Below are 17,920 nucleotides of genomic sequence, written 5' to 3'. Positions count from 1 at the left end.
AAGGAGGCTTTGCATGATCTTCATATTCATATAAAATCTAAATTCTTAAATTTTATTCTAAAAAAAGCATCCCAAAAAGAAAAACCTTTTTGGGATGCTTACTAACTTAAAGCGAAAGAAGAAACAATACTAAGCCACCTCTTCTACTTTTAAAATTTCTAATTTTAAATTTCCTTTTTTAGCTGGCCATTCTATTAGATCGCCAACTTTGTAACCCACTAGCGCAATACCTTCATCAGAAAGAACAGAAATTTTATTTTTACTTGCTTTTGCCTTCTCAGGACCAACTAGAAGAATTGTTTTCTCTTCATTATTCATGTGGTCTTTGTAGGTTACTTTTCGGTTTATCGAAACGATATCTTCAGGCAGATTTTTTCTCAATACCTGAGTGGCATGTTTCAATTGGTTCAGCAACAATTCTTCTTCTTGTATTGTTACTTTTTTTCTTCTTACGTGATCTTTAATTAAATCGTATGTTCCTGTTGTTAATATAATATTTTGTGACATAACTTTCTTGTTTCCTCCATTTTATATTGGTTACGACATACAACTCTTCACTGAATAGCGTATTACTTTCAATGCTGTCATATCTGCAATAAAAATTGAAGATTAAATAAATAAACTATAAAAAATAATGGAAGGATCCCTGTCTAGAGTTGTGACAGGGCACAAGTAATAAACTCCTTTGAGTTTTTTAAGAAAGTATCATCATGCAAATACAGCAATGTGCACATCAAGCACATTAAACAGCTGTTTACTAAATAAAAATTTGCAGTTACCATGATAAGAATAATCTGATTGCAATATACAAATTTTTTCTTATAAAAAAGTAAAAACGGGAACTGTTAGACTTTCGATTAATTATTACATTATTTTTTTATACACTTTATATATAAAGTAAATCACTGCCACAAAAAGTACGATAAGAAATAACTGCCATAAGAACAGTCCAATTTCAAAACCTCCAATTAATTTTTCCATGTTTTTGATTTACTGGCGAAGTTAAAAATTACAAAGCAAAAAAAGAGAGAAAAATTACATAAATATTCTGTTTAGAATAAAATAGGAAAGCACATAATATTTAAATCTCAATGAAAATTTAGCGATTACGTCTTTCCGTAAGGAAATTGATTTTAAAGGAGTTACTTTTGAAAAAAAGCATTTAATACGTTTTCAAACAATTTCTAAACCACAACCAATGAAACTATTAATTACCGCATTCCTTTTAATTTTCAACTTTATTTTAGTCGCACAATCCAATCAGTTTGCAGGCGATTATACGCGATCTCTTTAACTTAATCTTTCCTAATCTTAGAATATAAAATTCGAAACTTTACTTTGTAATTAAACGGATGAAAAAATTCATTTACAGTATTTTACTATCAATTTCACTTACTTCCTGCTTCAGTTTATATGACAACGGAAGCGATACTATTGTTGACGGTTACGAAGTTATCTGGGTTGATCTACACGAATCCAGATCTTTAAAAAAAAGGCGAAATATTAATTCCTGCGTATATTTTTGCCGTTGGTTACAATTCAAAATATATTTTTTCGAAACAGCACCCTCTTGTAGAAAACTCCACAGAAAAAATAAATCTAAAAGTAACCAACTATTACATCATCGAAAGAACTTTAAATTTTCTTCAAGACAAACCTGTATTTGGTCCGTTTGACAAAACTGATTTTGAAAAGAAATGCCAAGAACTTTCCATTAAAAAACCAACATTTGACTTAACTTTTCCTAATTAAAATGTATTTTGATTTTGATTTCGATTACAAATTCCATTTTAAGTTTAAAAACCTTAGCGTCCCCGCGCCTTTGTGGCAAACCAAAAAAAAATCCTAACTTCGCTCTTCAATAAGAAAAGAAAGAATGAAGGTCTGTATTGCTGAGAAACCAAGTGTAGCACGCGAAATCGCATCCGTTTTGGGCGCCAATACCAAACACGACGGATATTATGAAGGAAACGGTTATGCCGTAACCTACACTTTTGGGCATTTATGTACTTTAAAAGAACCTAACGATTACAAACCGCACTGGAAAAGCTGGGATTTGAACAATCTGCCCATGCTTCCTGACAAATTCGAAACCAAAGTTGTTCAGAATTCTGGAATTCAAAAACAGTTTAAAATCATTAAAACTCTTTTTGACAAAGCCGAATTGGTTATAAACTGCGGGGATGCCGGGCAGGAAGGAGAATTGATTCAGCGCTGGGTTATGAATGAAGCGCATTACAAAGGCGAAATAAAACGCTTATGGATTTCATCACTTACAACTGAGGCTATAAAAGAAGGTTTTGACAATCTAAAACCCTCTGAAAACTACGATAATTTATTCTATGCGGGATTTTCAAGAGCAATTGGCGACTGGTTACTCGGAATGAATGCTACGCGTTTGTATACCGTAAAACATGGCGGTTACAAACAAGTTTTGTCAATCGGTCAGCGTGCAGACGCCAACATTGGCGATGGTTGTAGATCGTTTTAAAGAAATCGAAAATTTTAAACCGCAACTGTATTGGGAATTGCAGACTTTGTACAGAGAAACACTTTTTAGTTACGAAGAAGGCCGTTTCCTGAAAAAAGAAGACGGAGAACTTTTGGCAGAAAAAGTCAAAGAAAGTGATTTCGAAATTGTTTCTGTTGACAAAAAAAACGGAAACGAATATGCACCAAAACTATTTGATTTAACGGGTTTACAAGTTTACTGCAATCAGAAATTTGGATTTTCGGCAGAAGAAACGCTTAAAATTGCACAGACTTTGTACGAGCAGAAAGCGATTACTTATCCCAGAGTTGATACGACTTTTCTGCCGGGAGATATTTATCCGAAAGTCCCAGGCATCTTGCAAAAACTAACGCATTATGCTCATTTAGCAGAACCGCTTTTGGGAAAAAAAATAAAAAAATCACCAAAGGTTTTTAACGATAAAAAAGTAACCGATCACCACGCAATTATTCCGACGGGAATAGAAATTAATCTGCCGTACAACCAACAGCAGGTGTATGATATTATCGTAAAACGTTTTATTGCGGTCTTTTACGACGATTGTCTGGTTGCCAATACTACAGTTATAGGAAAAGCGACCGATGTGACTTTTAAAGCCACAGGAAAAGAAATTATAAAAAAGGGATTTCGTGTCGTTTTTGAAGATCCGAATGCTAAAGAAAAAGAACCCGATTTACTGCCAAGTTTTGTCGTGGGCGAAAAAGGCCCGCACGAACCATCTTTCCTTCAAAAAGAAACCAAACCGCCCAATTATTTTACAGAAGCAACTTTACTGCGCGCCATGGAAACCGCAGGAAAACAGGTTGACGACGAAGATTTACGCGAGCTGATGAAAGAAAACGGAATCGGGCGTCCGTCAACGCGTGCGAATATTATCGAAACGCTTTTTAAGCGACAATATATTGTTCGAAACAAAAAACAGGTTTTACCTACTCCAACCGGAATTCAGTTGATTGATACGATTCAGAACGAATTGATAAAATCAGCAGAGCTTACCGGTTCTTGGGAAAAGCAATTGAAAGATATTGAAAAAGGTACGTTTACAGTCGCTGCTTTTATCAAAAATATGAAGCGAATGGTCGAAGCTTTGGTTTATGAAGTAAGAAGTGAAACAAAACACGCCAATATTTCGCATGCCGCAACGGTTCAAAAACCAGTTGTAAAAGCAGAGAAAAAGAAAGCCGCAGGAATTTTGGCAGAAACGTGTCCGAAATGCCAAAAAGGGAATTTTATAAAAGGAAAATCGGCTTTTGGATGCGACTGAATATAAATCGGGTTGTGACTTTGTGCTTCCGTATGTTTTTGCCGATAAAAAAATCACTGAAAGTCAATATTTAAGATTAGTTCAAAAAGGTTCAACCGTAAATATAAAAGGCTTTAAAACCGATTCTGGAACTGTTGAAGGTTTAATTCGATTTGAAGAAAATTACAAACTGAAATTAGAACCAAAGAAAACGGTTCCAAAATCAGCAGAAAAAGAAACATCAGATTCTTTACTGTGTCCTAAATGCAAAAAAGGAACCATCTTAAAAGGGAAAACCGCCTATGGCTGTTCTGAATATAAATCAGGCTGTGATTTTAAAGTTACTTTTGATGAAGTGAGAGCCAAATTAAAAGATCAAAAACCGACTAAGGAATTGGTTTACTCCATTTTAGAGGGAAGTGTTTAGTTTTTTTAGCCGCAGATTAAAAAGATTTTTTTTTAACTGTGCTTTTTGCCACGAATTACACTAATTTTCACTAATTTTTTTTCACGCAGATTTATATAATCCAAATCATAATAAATCTGCCTAAATCTGCAGAATCTGCGTGAAAAAAAAATCCTCTTTATTTGTGGCCAATATCGACAATATATATAAAAATAATTCGTGAAGATTAGTGTAATTTGTGACAACAAAATTTTTCCTACTTTAGTAGCTCGTTACAAAACCAAAAAACTCAAAAAATATGTTTCAGAAAATTACTCTTATTGCACTTATAATAGCTTTTGTTTCCTGCCAGAAAAAAGAAACCGTTGAAAAAGATAAAATTAAAATCGCCGACTGGCTTATTGGAAACTGGGAAAATACTTCAACTGAAGGTGTTTTAACCGAAAACTGGCAAAAGTTAAATGATAGTACTTTCAGCGCTTCTTCTTACTTTATTAAAGGAAAAGACACTTTACATTTTGAAAATATTGTTTTGGCTCAAAAAGGCGAAAACCTGACTTATTTTGCTACCGTAAAAGGACAAAATGAAGATAAAGCCATTGATTTTCTTTCAACTGCAGGATCTGACAAACAATTGGTTTTTGAAAACGCTAAACACGATTATCCTCAAAAAATCACATATACAAAAGGTGCCAATAATACTTTGACAGCAGAAATTTCTGGAAAATTGAATGGAAAATTGAGTTCGGAGAAGTTTGTGATGACGAAGAAGTAATATTCTTTTTAAATAATTTTCAAATCAGATTTTGTATATTGTAGAATAGAAGAATGAAAAGAAAATTTATCATTGGAAAATTAGAGGTTAGAAAACTAATTCTTTCAGATATTTTATATTTATTTTTATATATAATCGCCCTATTGTATTACATATATATACTTAAATACAAACCAGCAGACAAATTTGGAGCCTCATTTTTGATTTCTTGGATTATTGGCATACAAACTATTTCTTCTCCTTTTGGGTTAAGATTTAGAAATATTTATTTTTCAATAATATGGTTGCTATTATCAATTGCCTTTTTCATCAACAATTCTTTTATTTCCATACTTCCATTATTAACTTTCTTTCAATATCATTTAATCAGATTAATATTTTGGAATAAAAATAAAAGAGAATTTATTCCATATGAAACTGGAAGAGGGAAAATGTATCGATATAAAAGTAATTTTGAAAAAAGATGCGGAGATCTTACAGACAAAAAGTACACTAAAATTCTTCTAGTATCTGGAATTTTAATGTTAGGATTCTGTTTAATTGTTGATTTCAAAAATTAAATTTTCTCCTAATCACTAATGTAATCTCGAAAGTAGATTAAAACATAACCTAAAATAGTGGGATAAGCATACGGCAGGACAAAACAAATATCAAATCCTAAAGTGATCAAAATACTACTGTAAAGCAGGATTTTTTTAGTTCCAAATTTCATCACACCGTAATCTCCAAACAAACGTCCTAAAGTTACCGCTGATGCAAAAACACAAATGCCGCACTGGTTAATTTTGGAGAAGCCTTCAATATGTTTTCAAAATAAATACCACTCACTCCCAGTAAGTGATGCGATGGAACAACAATAACGGAAAGAACAGTTAAAATAAATTTATTTGATTATAACGAAAAATACCTGACTTTGTATTTTGCAAATGATAGGAATGAAGCTTTAAAAATTGTCGCAAAAATAAAAGAAGCTTTAAAAATTGAAATCCTAACAAACTTCTAATCAAATAATTATTTTATATTTGAATAGATCTATATTTCTAATAAAAGAATCATGAAATTAAAAAGCTTTTTATTTTCCGTTGTAATGGTTTTAGTTTTAAGTTCTTGTAAAAAAGAAACCAAAACAGAAGCTCCTATAAAAACCTATCCTAATCTTGCAAAAGCCAAATGGTTTCTTGGGGAATGGGGAAATAAATCGGCAGATGGTGAATTAACAGAAAGATGGAAAAAAGAAAATGATTCGGTTTATTTAGGTGAATCGTATTTTGTTGTGGGCGAAAAAGATACCGTTTTTGCAGAAAATGTCCGTTTGGAAGAAGCAAATGGAAAACTAGCTTACACTGTAACCGTTCCGGGACAGAATAAAGAATTACCCGTACGTTTTGAAATGACCTCAGCAACAGCTGATCAAATTGTGTTTGAGAATCCAAAACACGATTTTCCAAACAAAATCATTTATAATCTAATCGAAAAAGATTCGCTGATTGCAGAAATTTCAGGTTTGAAAAAAGGAAAACCTTATACCGAGAAATTTGTCATGAAAAAACGATACTAGTCTTTCATCCAAAACAACTTCACAACAACAAATCTTCATCTTTACGAGAAACAAAAAAGAAGAAAAAAAACTTAGAACCTCAGTACCTCAGCATCTCAGCACCTCAAAAAAAACTCACTCATTCTCCCCGATTTTATTCACCATAAAAATCATCAGAATACCTAAAAGCGCCATAATTAGAAAGGCCCATTTCATACTTAGATATTCAGAAATAAAACCAACCATTGGCGGTACCAGTAAAAAGCCCAAATAACCAATTGTAGAAATAGAAGTTAAAGCAGAACCGTCGCTCATTTTTGAAGATCTTCCCGCAATACTAAATACCAAAGGAACAACGCAAGAAACCCCAAATCCGATTAAAACATAACCGAAAATAGTGGGATAAGCATACGGCAGGACAAAACAAATACCAAATCCTAAAGTGATCAAAATACCACTGTAAAGCAGGATTTTTTTAGTTCCAAATTTCATTACACCGTAATCTCCAAACAAACGTCCTAAAGTTACTGCTGATGCAAAAAATACAAATGTCGCACTGGTTAATTTTGGAGAAGCCTTCAATATGTTTTCAAAATAAATACCGCTCCAATCGTACATGGTATTTTCGCATGCCATTGACACAAAACAGATTAACGAAAACTTAATCAGATTTTTTTCAGGCATTGAGAAAAACTTCTTTTTAACTGGTACGGGTTCGTTATGAATACTCATAGGGTAAAAACAAGCCGTAAGCGCCAGCATAAAAACACTAACTCCTAATAAATGATGCGATGGTGCAATTTTCTGTGTTACCATTACATAACCCAAACCAGCTCCTGCGAAAACGGCAATACTCCACACCGCATGAAAACGTGTTATAATAGATTTCGGATATAATTTCTGCACTTCAAGGGATTGTGCATTAATCGATAAATTGAAAATGTTACGCGAAGCTCCAAAGATCAAAAGTACAATTACCAGTCGCCATACGAACGCGACCAAACCAGGAAGCGAAAGCACAATATTAAACATAATAGCACCTAATAACATGATGTAACGACTGCTGTATTTATTCAGTAATTTTCCTGTAAACGGCATTGTAAGCATTAATCCAATTGGGAATGCAAATAAAACGGCTCCAAATTGTGCTTCAGACAATTGTAATTGTGCTTGTATGTGCGGAATTCGTGAAACCCATGAAGAATATCCAAATCCTGAAAGGAAGAAAAACACCGTATTTGCAATACGATATCCTCTGGGTGTGTCTTTAATTTTTTTGAAGAAAGGTAAAATCATGAAGTCATTTTTCAGACTGCAAAATTAAGCCTTTTAAAACTTTATTTAACCACAACTCTTCCCTAGATTAGAAATAAAATCCAGATTTAACAATTTCATACCCAAATCATAAAAAATAAAAATTGTTAAAATAATAATAATTTCTACTTTTGCCTTGTTTTTACTTATTCTAAATAACAAAACTATTTAATCCAAAAAAAAGACATTACCATGAATTATTCAAAATCCAGCATCAAGCAGATTAGTACCACAATCTGTATGCTGTTCCTATTTAGCTGTACTATTTTTGCCCAGCAAAATTTAGGAAAAATTAAAGGCTTTATTACTACATCTGACGGCGAGTCTGCTGTTGGGGTAAATATCATTCTTAAAAATTCAAAATACGGCACAATCAGCAATGAAGAAGGTGCTTTTGAATTTAATCGAGTAAAACCAAATAACTACATCGTTCAAGTTTCCTTAACTGGGTACGAGACATTAGAACAAGAGGTAATTGTTACGGCAAATGAAACTGCCTCACTTAATTTACGATTAACGGTTTCTAATAAACAATTGCAAGAAGTTATTATAACGAATAACCGAGGAAAAGCTTTTCCGAAACAAAGTACATACGTTTCGAGAATGCCTCTTAAAAACGTTGAAAATCCACAAGTTTATAATATCGTTTCAGCTGAATTGATGAAAGAACAAGCGATTACCAATTATGAAGATGCTTTGAAAAATGTTCCCGGAATTCAGAAATTATGGGAATCTACAGGTCGTGGCGGCGACGGAGGTTCTTATTATTCCTTGCGTGGTTTTGAAGTTCAGGCGAATATTGTAAACGGTTTGCCCGGCGTTACAAGCGGAACATTAGATCCTGCAAATATTGAGCGAATTGAGGTTATTAAAGGCCCATCTGGAACTTTGTTTGGAAGCAGTTTGGTCAGCTACGGCGGACTTATTAATACGGTTACTAAAAAGCCTTACAGCGGTTTTGGCGGTGAGGTTTCTTATCTGGCCGGAAGTTTTGGTTTAAACAGAGTTACGGCAGATATCAATACGCCATTGGACGATAATAATGATGTGCTTTTTAGAATCAATGCGAGCATATCAAACTGAAAATAGTTTTCAGGATGCGGGATTCCGCACTTCAATTTTTGTGGCTCCTTCCCTATCTTACAAAGTAAACGACAAATTGTCTTTCTTGATTAATACTGAATTTATGTCGGAAGAAAAAACAACACCTTCAATGTTGTTTTTAGGAAGAGATGCTCCAGCCGCAATTCACCGATTTAGCCGATCTAAATTACAAAACCGATTTGTCTTTTTACAGCAACGATCTCCCGATGAAAAATCCGAGATTCAATTTGCAAGGACAAATGACTTATAAAATCTCTGAGCAATGGACATCGCAAACGGTTCTTTCTAGAACTTCATCTAAATCAAAAGGATACTATTCTTATATTTATGATAATGAAGACGGAAACCGTGATTTTGCTTTATGGATCACAAAAGAAAATTCTCAAACCGCAACAACTGATATTCAGCAGAATTTTATTGGCGATTTTAAAATCGGAAATATGAGAAATCGTCTCGTTGTCGGCGTAGATTATTTTGACCGTAATCTTATGTTTGGAGGTTCTGGTTATGGCAAATTGTACAATGTTACCGCTCAAGGCGAAGTAAGACAATTGGATGATCAAAATCCATACAATCTAACTCAAACTTCAGTAGATAAATTATTAGCAGGAGAACCTGGCCCAAATTACAATTCTAAAGATGCTACTTACAGTGCTTACGCATCAGATGTACTAAATATCACTCCTACTTTATTAGCAATGGCAAGTTTAAGAGTAGATTATTTTGATACAGAAGGAAATATCAAAACAGATACTGATAATTACACACAAACAGCATTATCTCCAAAATTTGGAGTTGTTTACCAGCCCATTAAAGATCAATTGTCTGTATTTGCTAATTACATGAACGGTTTCAGAAATATTGCTCCATCAGCAATTTATGATACCGATGGAAATTTTGTTGGATCTCAAACTTTCGAACCAGAACATGCTAATCAATTAGAAGCTGGAATTAAAGCAGATTTGTTTTCAAATAAATTAACGGCAACCATGAGTTATTACGATATTAATGTCGCTAATTTAGTAACAAGCAACCCAATGTACAGCTCGCAGGGCGGTGAAGCAAACAGCAAAGGTTTTGAATTTGATTTGAATCTCTTGCACCAATAAAAGGTTTAAGTATTATCGCTGGATACAGTTATAATGAAAGCAAAATTACAAAAGGAGATGAAAATAACGTTTGGCTGGATCAAGGAAAAAGACCTTTCTGGGCTGGTCCTAAAAACTTAGTAAATCTTTGGGCAACTTATAAATTTGAAGAAGGCGCTTTAGAAAATTTCGGTCTTGGTTTTGGAGGAAATTATGCCAGCGACAATGCTATCTTGGACAGCAATGTTACCGGAAAATTTATTCTTCCTGAATATACTGTGATTAATGGTTCTGTTTTCTATAACACAGCTAAATTCCGTGTGAGCTTAAACGTAAATAATATTACGAATAAAGATTATTTCAACGGAGGATGGTCAACCGTAAACCCGCAAAAACCTAGAAATGTTGTGGCAAGCTTTGCTTACAAATTCTAGATAACCTTTAAATCTCAAAAAAAGCCTCGATAACCATAAACTAATTAAATGGAATCGAGGTTTTTTTTGAGATTTTATTTTTAATTATTCTAAATAAGAGTTATGTTTGTAAAAAATATCATCTAATAATTTTAAACTTGATCTTATGAAGTCAAATACTTTAAAAACAATAACTTTTTTATTCCTAATGCTTTTTGTCGCACCGCAAATTTTTGCTCACGCACTTTGGATCGAAACAAAAGCAACTGGAACAAAAGGAAAAGCTCAGGAAATCTCGGTTTACTTTGGAGAGTTTTCTGATAACGATATTACAAAAACCGACAAATGGTTTTCTGATTTAAAAGATTTCACTTTAGTGGTAATTTCTCCATCAAAAAAAGAGACTACACTTACTTCAAAAGCTTTAGACAATAAATTTCAAGCTTTCTTTACACCAGATCAAGACGGAGTATATACTATCGTGATGCACCACAAAGTAAAAGATGTTTACGGAACGATGGTTTTAGACTATAACTCAAGCGCAACTGTGGTAGTTGGAAACAAAGCTTCTGGAAACTATGCAACAGCAAATAAAAACCAAATTGGTTTATTTTCTGAAAATGCAGATGTTGCTAAAAAGAATGAAAAAATAACTGGATTTGCTATCTACGACGGTGCATCTGCTAAGGAAACAAAAATCAAAGTAATTGCTCCAAACGGATGGGAAAAAGAATTATGGACAAACGATAAAGGAGAATTCTCTTTTACACCAATCTGGTCTGGAAACTACATGGTAGAATATGCTCATACTGAAAAAGCTTCAGGAGATCATAACGGAAAAAAATATGACGAAATCTGGAAAATGGCTACTTACCAAATTGCAGTAAAATAATTTAGAAAAATTCATTCTTATATTTAATTTCAATTTAAAAACCTCGCTTAACGGCGAGGTTTTTTTGTGTTATGAAAGCTCTATTTTTTACTTACTTTTACATCCAAAATTAATTCAAACAAATTCCACCAATGTCAGATTCCACCAAAAACCAATTAAAGAAAAGTTTAGGCCTAAGTTTTAATATTGCCGTATTAATTGGAGGAACAATAGGAGTTGGAATTTTAAGAACACCTGGAACAATAGCAGAAATGCTTAATAACTACTGGCTCATAATTGCTTCATGGCTTTTTGGCGGTTTTTATGTTTTGCTGGGTGCTAATTCGTATGCAGAACTGGCTACTATGTTACCAAAAGCGGGAGGATCTTACAATTACATTAAAAGAGCTTTTGGCGAATACGCCGGCTTTCTTTCTGGCTGGTTTGATTATATTGTAAATGCTATTCCGCCTGCATTTTACTGCATCGTAATCAGCGAATATATTATTATTTTATTTCCATCTTTGGCTAATTATTCAACCGTAATGGCGATTTCGCTTTTAGTCGCCTTTGTTTTACTGCATTTAAGCGGCGTTAAAAACGGAAGTGCGATTCAGCAAATTACCAGTTTCCTAAAAGTGATTTGTTTTGTGTCTTTGGTTGTGGCGTGTTTTATGTATACTGGTGTTGAAGTTCCAGCAATAAAAACAGACAGTTCTGTTTTTCAAATTGGATTATTATTCGGATTTTTCAAGTCGTTACAATTAATAATCGGAACTTATAATGGCTGGAACAGCGTTTGCTTTTTTGCCGAGGAAAATGAAAATCCAAATAAAAATATCCCGAAATCTTTATACAGCGGCGTGGTATTAGTTGTGGCAATTTATGTTTTGGTAAACGCCGCTTTTTTTCATGTTTTACCAATCGAAACTTTAGCCAAATCAAATCTTGCACGCAGATGTTGCTAAAATTATTTTTGGAGAAAATGGCGCTGTAATCGTTACGGCAATTTCGATTTTCTCTTTAATTAGTATTTTAAACGCTTTTATGATGATTCCGCCAAGAATTCTTTATGGACTAAGCCGTGACGGATTTTTTATCGAAAAAGGAACTCAAATTAATAAAGGCGGTACACCAATTATAGCCCTTTTAGTTTCCTCACTTTTCAGCTTGTTTTTGATTTGTATTGGTTCTTTTGAAATGCTGTTTACTTTCGTCGCTTTTATTTCCATTATCGTTTGGGGACTGGCCTATTTCGCACTTTTAAAGCTAAGAACTTCAGAGCCAGATTTACCAAGACCTTATCGTTCATTTTGGTATCCGTGGACAACTATAATTGCTATAATAATGTCTATTGCTTTGTTGTTGGGTTTTATTTACAGCGATCCCAAAAGTTTCCTAGTCATTTTAGGAATTACAGCAATTTCTTATCCTTTGTTTTGGGTTTTGAGGAAGAGATAATTATAATACAAGATTACAAACCAACTCCGTATTTGATATTATAAATAACATATAATACTTTTGCATTTTATTATATGAAATATGAATTACAACTTATCATTTCAGGAAAGAGCGAAGTTAAGCATGGAACAATTATCCAAGCAACTGCCAGTTACCTTAAAAGAAGCCAAAGCTCAAGTTCAATGGTTCGATGGTTGAAGGATTCAAGCATTTCATAAAACAAGAAAAAGAGACTTTAGAACAATTTATTGATTTATATAATCTTTGGATTTTAGATATTAACCTTGATAATTATACTAAGAATAATGATTATTACAATCCTGACTTAGGAATTATTCTTGAAGATCTTCACGACGAAAATGTATTAACCGAAAATGGTATACTTCAATTTATAGATACAGTTTTTTATATCAAAGATAATTTCTACGAAAATTAAAAATACAGCAATTTGTATTTATTAAACTTATTTAAAAACAAACCCGACAAGATTTTTGAATCTGTCGGGCTTTCTATTTTATACCTAACAGGTTTTTAAAACCTGTTAGGATAATAATCTATTTTAATTTGATAATTTCTTACTTCAAACCAGCCAAACTCTGCTCAATTGTAGCGATTTTTGCTAAAGCATCGGCTTGTTTTTGTTTTTCTATATTTAGGACTTTTTCTGGAGCTCCGTTTACGAATTTCTCGTTTGAAAGTTTTGCTTCTACAGATTTCAAGAATCCTTTAGTATAGTTTAATTCTTCTGTCAGTTTTGCAATTTCTGCTTCAACGTCGATATTTCCTGTAATCGGAATGAAATATTCATTTGATTTTACACGGAAAGATAATGCGCCGTCAACTTTTTCAGAAACATATTCAAAAGCAGAAACGTTTCCTAATTTCGTTACCACTGAATCAAAATAAGTAGAAACATTTTCGCTGTTAATACCTTTCAATTCGATGCTGTCTTTAAACGGAATATTTTTGTCTTTACGAATTGTTCTAATTCCAGAAATCACTTCAATTGAATTTTCAAAATCAGCAATTAATTTAGCATCAAATGGTTTCAATTCTGGCCAAGTTGAAACTATTAAAGCTTCTTCTGGTGTTCTTTCTGCAATTAACTGCCAGATTTCTTCTGTCAAGAAAGGCATAAATGGGTGCAATAACTTCAAGTTGCTTTCTAACATTTCGATCGCTTTCGCGAAAGTCACGCTGTCAATTGGCTGTTGGTATGCTGGTTTGATCATTTCTAAGAACCAAGAACAGAAATCATCCCAAACCAATTTATAGATTGCCATTAATGAATCTGAAATTCTGTATTTCTCAAAATTATCTTCAATGTCAACTAAAGTCTGCTGTAGTTTAGCTTCGTACCATTCGACTGCCACTTTTGATGATTCTGGCTGTGCAATAGTTTCTGAAACTTCCCAGCCTTTAATCAATTTAAATGCATTCCAAATCTTATTTGTAAATGATTTTCCCTGAAGACATAATTCTTCATCAAACATAATGTCGTTTCCTGCAGAAGCACTTAAAAGCAATCCTACACGAACTCCGTCTGCCCCGAATTTTTCGATCAAGTCTAAAGGATCAGGAGAATTTCCTAATGATTTAGACATTTTGCGACGTTGTTTGTCACGAACCAAACCAGTTAAATACACATTTGTAAATGGTTTTTCGCCTGCATATTCGTAACCTGCAATAATCATTCTCGCAACCCAGAAAAATAAAATATCCGGACCTGTTACCAAGTCATTTGTTGGATAGTAATATTTAAAATCTTCACTTTCTGGATCCATTATTCCACCAAAAACTGACATTGGCCATAACCAAGAAGAGAACCAAGTATCTAAGGCATCAACATCTTGTTTTAAGTCAGATGTTGTAAGTGAGTTGTTAGATGTTTTTTCCTGAGCTAATTTTAGCGCCTCTTCGATGTTTTCAGCCACTACGAAATCTTCTTTTCCGTCTCCGTAATAATATGCCGGAATTTGTTGTCCCCACCATAATTGACGAGAGATATTCCAATCGCGAATATTGTTTAACCAATGCGCGTAAGTATTTTCGAAACGTTTTGGGTGTAATTTAATATCTCCATCAACTAAAACTGATTTAATTGCCGGTTTTACTAAATCTTCCATTTTCAAAAACCATTGGTCAGATAATCTTGGTTCGATTACCGCTTTGGTTCTTTCAGATGTTCCAACTTTATTCAAATGGATTTCGGTCTTCGCCAAAGCGCCGATCTCTTCCAATTCTTTTGCAATTTCAGTACGAACCACAAAACGATCTTTTCCCTGATAATGTAATCCGAAACTATTTAGTGTAGCATCTTCATTAAAAATATCAACGATTTCAAGATTGTGTTTTTCTCCAAGCGTTTTATCGTTCATATCGTGCGCAGGAGTTACTTTTAAACATCCTGTTCCGAATTCTACATCCACATATTCGTCTTCGATAATTGGAATTACACGACCACAAATAGGAACGATGGCACTTTTACCTTTTAAATGAGTAAAACGTTCATCATTCGGATTGATACAGATTGCAGTATCTCCAAAGATAGTCTCAGGACGTGTCGTAGCGATCGTCAAGAAATCTTCTGAACCTTCAATTTTATATTTTAAGAAAAATAGTTTTCCTTGTTGTTCTTCATAAATTACTTCTTCGTCAGATAAAGTTGTTTTGGCTTCTGGATCCCAGTTCACCATACGGTAACCTCTGTAGATTAATCCTTTGTTATACAAATCAACAAATGATTTAATTACAGATGCAGACATATCCGGATCCATTGTAAATTTGGTACGTTCCCAATCGCATGAAGCACCTAATTTTTTAAGCTGTTCAAGGATTGTTCCTCCGTATTTATCTGTCCATTCCCAAGCGTGCTTTAAGAATTCTTCGCGTGTTAAATCGTTTTTATTGATTCCTTCCGCTTTTAATTTTGCTACAACTTTTGCTTCAGTAGCAATAGAAGCGTGATCCGTTCCCGGAACCCAGCAGGCATTGAAACCTTTAAGTCGCGCTCTACGAATTAAAACATCCTGAATAGTATTATTCAACATATGTCCCATGTGAAGGACTCCAGTGACGTTTGGCGGCGGAATTACAATTGTATAAGGTGTTCTATGATCTGGTTCTGAATGAAAATAATTGTTTTTCATCCAATACTCATACCATTTGTTCTCGATCGTCTTAGCGTCAAATTGTGCTGGAATTGTCATTTATTAGGTTGTTTATTCGTTTAACTGTTTAATCGTTTATTTGGTTAACTGTTTAATTGTTAATTGGTCTTTCGACTATTTTTTAATCCTCATCCGATTAAACGAATTAACGATTAAACAATTAAACACCAAAATTGGTTCAATTTTTGTAATTATAACTGACAACAAAAGTAAATAATTAAGTACAGTATAAAAAGAGAAATAATAATTTGTGTGTTAATTAAAAGAATGTATATTTACTTACAATTAAAAACTAATTTCATATGAAAAATGCGACCTCTTTTATTGCAGTCTTATTGTTCAGCGCAGTAAGTTATGCACAAAATGGCCCGAAAATTGAATTTGCAACCCCAGACAATACAATTGATTATGGAAAAATTTCTAAAAGTGATAATGGTTTACGCTCGTTTGAATTTACAAACACTGGAGACGCTCCATTATTAATCACAGGCGCAGAATCAACTGTTAGTTCTATAGTCGTAACAAAACCTGCATCTGCAATTATGCCGGGCAAAAAAGGAAAAATCGATGTAAAATACAATATGGCTTCTGGACCAATTCGTAAAACAATTACTGTTGAAACAAATGCAGTGAATTATCCTGACGGAAGAGTAGCCCTTAAAATTAAAGGTGAAGTTTTATAAAAAAAATAAAATCTAAAAATAGTAAAAGCCGTTTCTTTAATTAGAAACGGCTTTTTTTATGAGATCATTCTAAAATAAACCCGAAAGGTTTTGAAAACCTCGCGGGTTTGTTGGATTATTTTTTCTCAGCACATTGTGCACTGTCAAATTTATATTTTACATTTTCAAAATCAATTGGTTTATCCTTAACCAAATAAGTAACTCCCATTGTTGTCTGCATGGTTCCGTTTCCTAGAATAAGTTTTTCTCCCTTTTTTAAAATTGCCAGCGGATTTTTGAACTTTGTCGTATTGCCTGGATTTATAAAAGTATAGTCTGCAAATAAAGTATCGCCGCTGAAATTCGCCTGTAATTTCACCTCTTTTTTCAGGTGCATAGCTACTTTCATAACCAAATTTCCAGTTATTTTTCCATTTTTCAGAGTATTCAATTTCAAATCGACTGTATCTTTTTCGTAAATTGCTCTGTAGCATTCAGTACCTACGATCTTTTCTCCCTCAGCTTTTGCGGTATCAAATTCTTTACGTTTTTCATCATTTTTACAACTTTGGAATCCAAGACAGATTACAAGAAGACAAGGCAAAACTAGATTTTTCATATTTCAATATTTTTATTTCAGGGTTATTCTATAAAATTAAATAAAAAAGAAATCAATAGAAAGCGTTTTATAAAAATCTACAAATTCTTAATTACAAATTCAGATCTTCTGTTTAATTCGTGTTGTTCTTCCGAACAAGATTCGTCGGTTTTACATTTTATAATTGGAACCGATTCGCCGTAACCTTTTGCAACGAACTCTTTTCGCATCAATTCCAGATTGAATGATAAATTCTCTTGTGGAATTAGCTCTTTTTTGAGATAAATCTTCGTTGAATTTAGCATTTCCACGAGAATCTGTGTGCGATCCAATTTCGATTACCATTCCCGGATATTTCTTCATCAAATCGACAACTCTTCCTAAAACAACTTTCGATTCTTTACGAATGTACCACATATTGTAATCAAAATAAATAGGATCGGTTTTAATGATTAACCTGTCTTTATCTTTTACAACATCTTTTTCCTGTGCTAAAATTTCTTTTACTTTTTCCTGCTTTTTAACTTCGGTTGCAACAATTTCTTGTTCTTTGGCTTTCTTCTCTTTTTGTTTTAATTCAATCGCAAGACAAGTTCAGCTTTTTTCTTATTTTCTTCTTCAATAATAATTTCCTGCTTTCTTTTATTTTCTGCAATCAGCTTTTCTTCCTGCTTGATCGCTTCTAAAGATTTTAATGCTAAAGACGCATCGTTTACGGCATCTCTCGTTTTATCCAAGGTCAGCGTTTTCGATTCGTTTGTATATT

General features: G+C 33.3%; 19 protein-coding genes and 1 pseudogene. 14 read left to right on the top strand and 6 right to left on the bottom strand.

The window, feature by feature from the left end; translation table 11 throughout:
- Positions 1-129: 129 nt before the first annotated feature.
- Entirely contained in the window at positions 130-507 is a 378-nt protein-coding gene (locus ACZZ95_RS13715) for a GreA/GreB family elongation factor (RefSeq protein ID WP_463469468.1), read from the bottom strand.
- Positions 508-1,500: 993 nt separating this feature from the next.
- Between ACZZ95_RS13715 and ACZZ95_RS13710 the strand changes: the two genes are divergently transcribed.
- The 5 genes and pseudogenes from ACZZ95_RS13710 to ACZZ95_RS13690 all read left to right on the top strand — a co-directional run bounded on the left by ACZZ95_RS13710 (position 1,501) and on the right by ACZZ95_RS13690 (position 6,494).
- Positions 1,501-1,752 (top strand): DUF3997 domain-containing protein, encoded by a 252-nt coding sequence (locus ACZZ95_RS13710; protein WP_463471677.1) that lies wholly within the window; start codon positions 1,501-1,503, stop codon positions 1,750-1,752.
- A gap of 124 nt (positions 1,753-1,876) precedes the next feature.
- A pseudogene (locus tag ACZZ95_RS13705) lies at positions 1,877-4,182 on the top strand (type IA DNA topoisomerase).
- Positions 4,183-4,459: 277 nt separating this feature from the next.
- Positions 4,460-4,936, top strand: a complete 477-nt coding sequence (locus tag ACZZ95_RS13700) for a DUF6265 family protein (protein WP_463469467.1) — start codon at positions 4,460-4,462, stop codon at positions 4,934-4,936.
- A 53-nt stretch (positions 4,937-4,989) separates the two neighbouring features.
- The gene (locus tag ACZZ95_RS13695; RefSeq protein ID WP_463469466.1) at positions 4,990-5,496 is read left to right on the top strand and encodes a hypothetical protein; all 507 of its coding nucleotides are present in this window, start codon (positions 4,990-4,992) and stop codon (positions 5,494-5,496) included.
- A gap of 494 nt (positions 5,497-5,990) precedes the next feature.
- Positions 5,991-6,494, top strand: a complete 504-nt coding sequence (locus ACZZ95_RS13690) for a DUF6265 family protein (RefSeq protein WP_463469465.1) — start codon at positions 5,991-5,993, stop codon at positions 6,492-6,494.
- 114 nt (positions 6,495-6,608) lie between these two features.
- Here the strand turns inward: ACZZ95_RS13690 and ACZZ95_RS13685 are convergent, their stop codons facing one another.
- A complete protein-coding gene (locus ACZZ95_RS13685; RefSeq protein WP_463469464.1) occupies positions 6,609-7,769 on the bottom strand; it encodes an MFS transporter in 1,161 nt (386 codons plus the stop codon).
- A 210-nt stretch (positions 7,770-7,979) separates the two neighbouring features.
- Here ACZZ95_RS13685 and ACZZ95_RS13680 point away from each other — a divergent pair, with 210 nt between their 5' ends.
- The 8 genes from ACZZ95_RS13680 (at position 7,980) to ACZZ95_RS13645 (ending at position 13,160) form a co-directional block, all read left to right on the top strand.
- Entirely contained in the window at positions 7,980-8,870 is an 891-nt protein-coding gene (locus tag ACZZ95_RS13680; RefSeq protein WP_463469463.1) for a TonB-dependent receptor plug domain-containing protein, read from the top strand.
- Positions 8,851-9,141: a hypothetical protein gene (locus ACZZ95_RS13675; protein ID WP_463469462.1), complete on the top strand. Its 291-nt coding sequence runs from the start codon at positions 8,851-8,853 to the stop codon at positions 9,139-9,141. The genes ACZZ95_RS13680 and ACZZ95_RS13675 overlap by 20 nt, the downstream gene beginning before the upstream one ends.
- Positions 9,098-10,000 carry a TonB-dependent siderophore receptor gene (locus ACZZ95_RS13670; protein WP_463469461.1) on the top strand — a complete coding sequence of 301 codons (903 nt, stop codon included), beginning with the start codon at positions 9,098-9,100 and terminating at the stop codon, positions 9,998-10,000. Before ACZZ95_RS13675 ends, ACZZ95_RS13670 begins: the two co-directional genes overlap by 44 nt.
- Positions 9,997-10,413 (top strand): TonB-dependent receptor domain-containing protein, encoded by a 417-nt coding sequence (locus ACZZ95_RS13665; protein ID WP_463471676.1) that lies wholly within the window; start codon positions 9,997-9,999, stop codon positions 10,411-10,413. The genes ACZZ95_RS13670 and ACZZ95_RS13665 overlap by 4 nt, the downstream gene beginning before the upstream one ends.
- A 145-nt stretch (positions 10,414-10,558) precedes the next feature.
- Complete coding sequence (locus ACZZ95_RS13660) at positions 10,559-11,284, top strand: DUF4198 domain-containing protein (protein WP_463469460.1); 726 nt, start codon at positions 10,559-10,561, stop codon at positions 11,282-11,284.
- A gap of 131 nt (positions 11,285-11,415) precedes the next feature.
- Positions 11,416-12,231, top strand: a complete 816-nt coding sequence (locus tag ACZZ95_RS13655; RefSeq protein ID WP_463469459.1) for an APC family permease — start codon at positions 11,416-11,418, stop codon at positions 12,229-12,231.
- Positions 12,212-12,724, top strand: coding sequence for an APC family permease (locus ACZZ95_RS13650; protein WP_463469458.1), 513 nt, complete (start codon positions 12,212-12,214; stop codon positions 12,722-12,724). The genes ACZZ95_RS13655 and ACZZ95_RS13650 overlap by 20 nt, the downstream gene beginning before the upstream one ends.
- 190 nt (positions 12,725-12,914) lie before the next feature.
- Positions 12,915-13,160 (top strand): putative polyvalent protein kinase domain-containing protein, encoded by a 246-nt coding sequence (locus tag ACZZ95_RS13645; protein ID WP_463469457.1) that lies wholly within the window; start codon positions 12,915-12,917, stop codon positions 13,158-13,160.
- Positions 13,161-13,299: 139 nt separating this feature from the next.
- Here the strand turns inward: ACZZ95_RS13645 and ACZZ95_RS13640 are convergent, their stop codons facing one another.
- Positions 13,300-15,933 (bottom strand): valine--tRNA ligase, encoded by a 2,634-nt coding sequence (locus tag ACZZ95_RS13640; RefSeq protein WP_463469456.1) that lies wholly within the window; start codon positions 15,931-15,933, stop codon positions 13,300-13,302.
- Positions 15,934-16,196: 263 nt separating this feature from the next.
- Here ACZZ95_RS13640 and ACZZ95_RS13635 point away from each other — a divergent pair, with 263 nt between their 5' ends.
- Positions 16,197-16,577, top strand: a complete 381-nt coding sequence (locus ACZZ95_RS13635; RefSeq protein ID WP_463469455.1) for a DUF1573 domain-containing protein — start codon at positions 16,197-16,199, stop codon at positions 16,575-16,577.
- 115 nt (positions 16,578-16,692) lie between these two features.
- Here the strand turns inward: ACZZ95_RS13635 and ACZZ95_RS13630 are convergent, their stop codons facing one another.
- From ACZZ95_RS13630 to ACZZ95_RS13620, 3 genes are all read right to left on the bottom strand, one after another.
- Complete coding sequence (locus ACZZ95_RS13630; protein WP_463469454.1) at positions 16,693-17,175, bottom strand: hypothetical protein; 483 nt, start codon at positions 17,173-17,175, stop codon at positions 16,693-16,695.
- Between the two features lie 150 nt (positions 17,176-17,325).
- Complete coding sequence (locus tag ACZZ95_RS13625; protein ID WP_463469453.1) at positions 17,326-17,571, bottom strand: OmpA family protein; 246 nt, start codon at positions 17,569-17,571, stop codon at positions 17,326-17,328.
- A 155-nt stretch (positions 17,572-17,726) separates the two neighbouring features.
- Entirely contained in the window at positions 17,727-17,891 is a 165-nt protein-coding gene (locus ACZZ95_RS13620) for a hypothetical protein (protein WP_463469452.1), read from the bottom strand.
- Between the last annotated feature and the right edge of the window lie 29 nt (positions 17,892-17,920).

This window comes from Flavobacterium sp. AC267, from assembly GCF_979258715.1.
The sequence above is the reverse complement of the archived record's forward strand: the minus strand, read 5'-3'. Positions and strand labels throughout refer to the sequence as shown.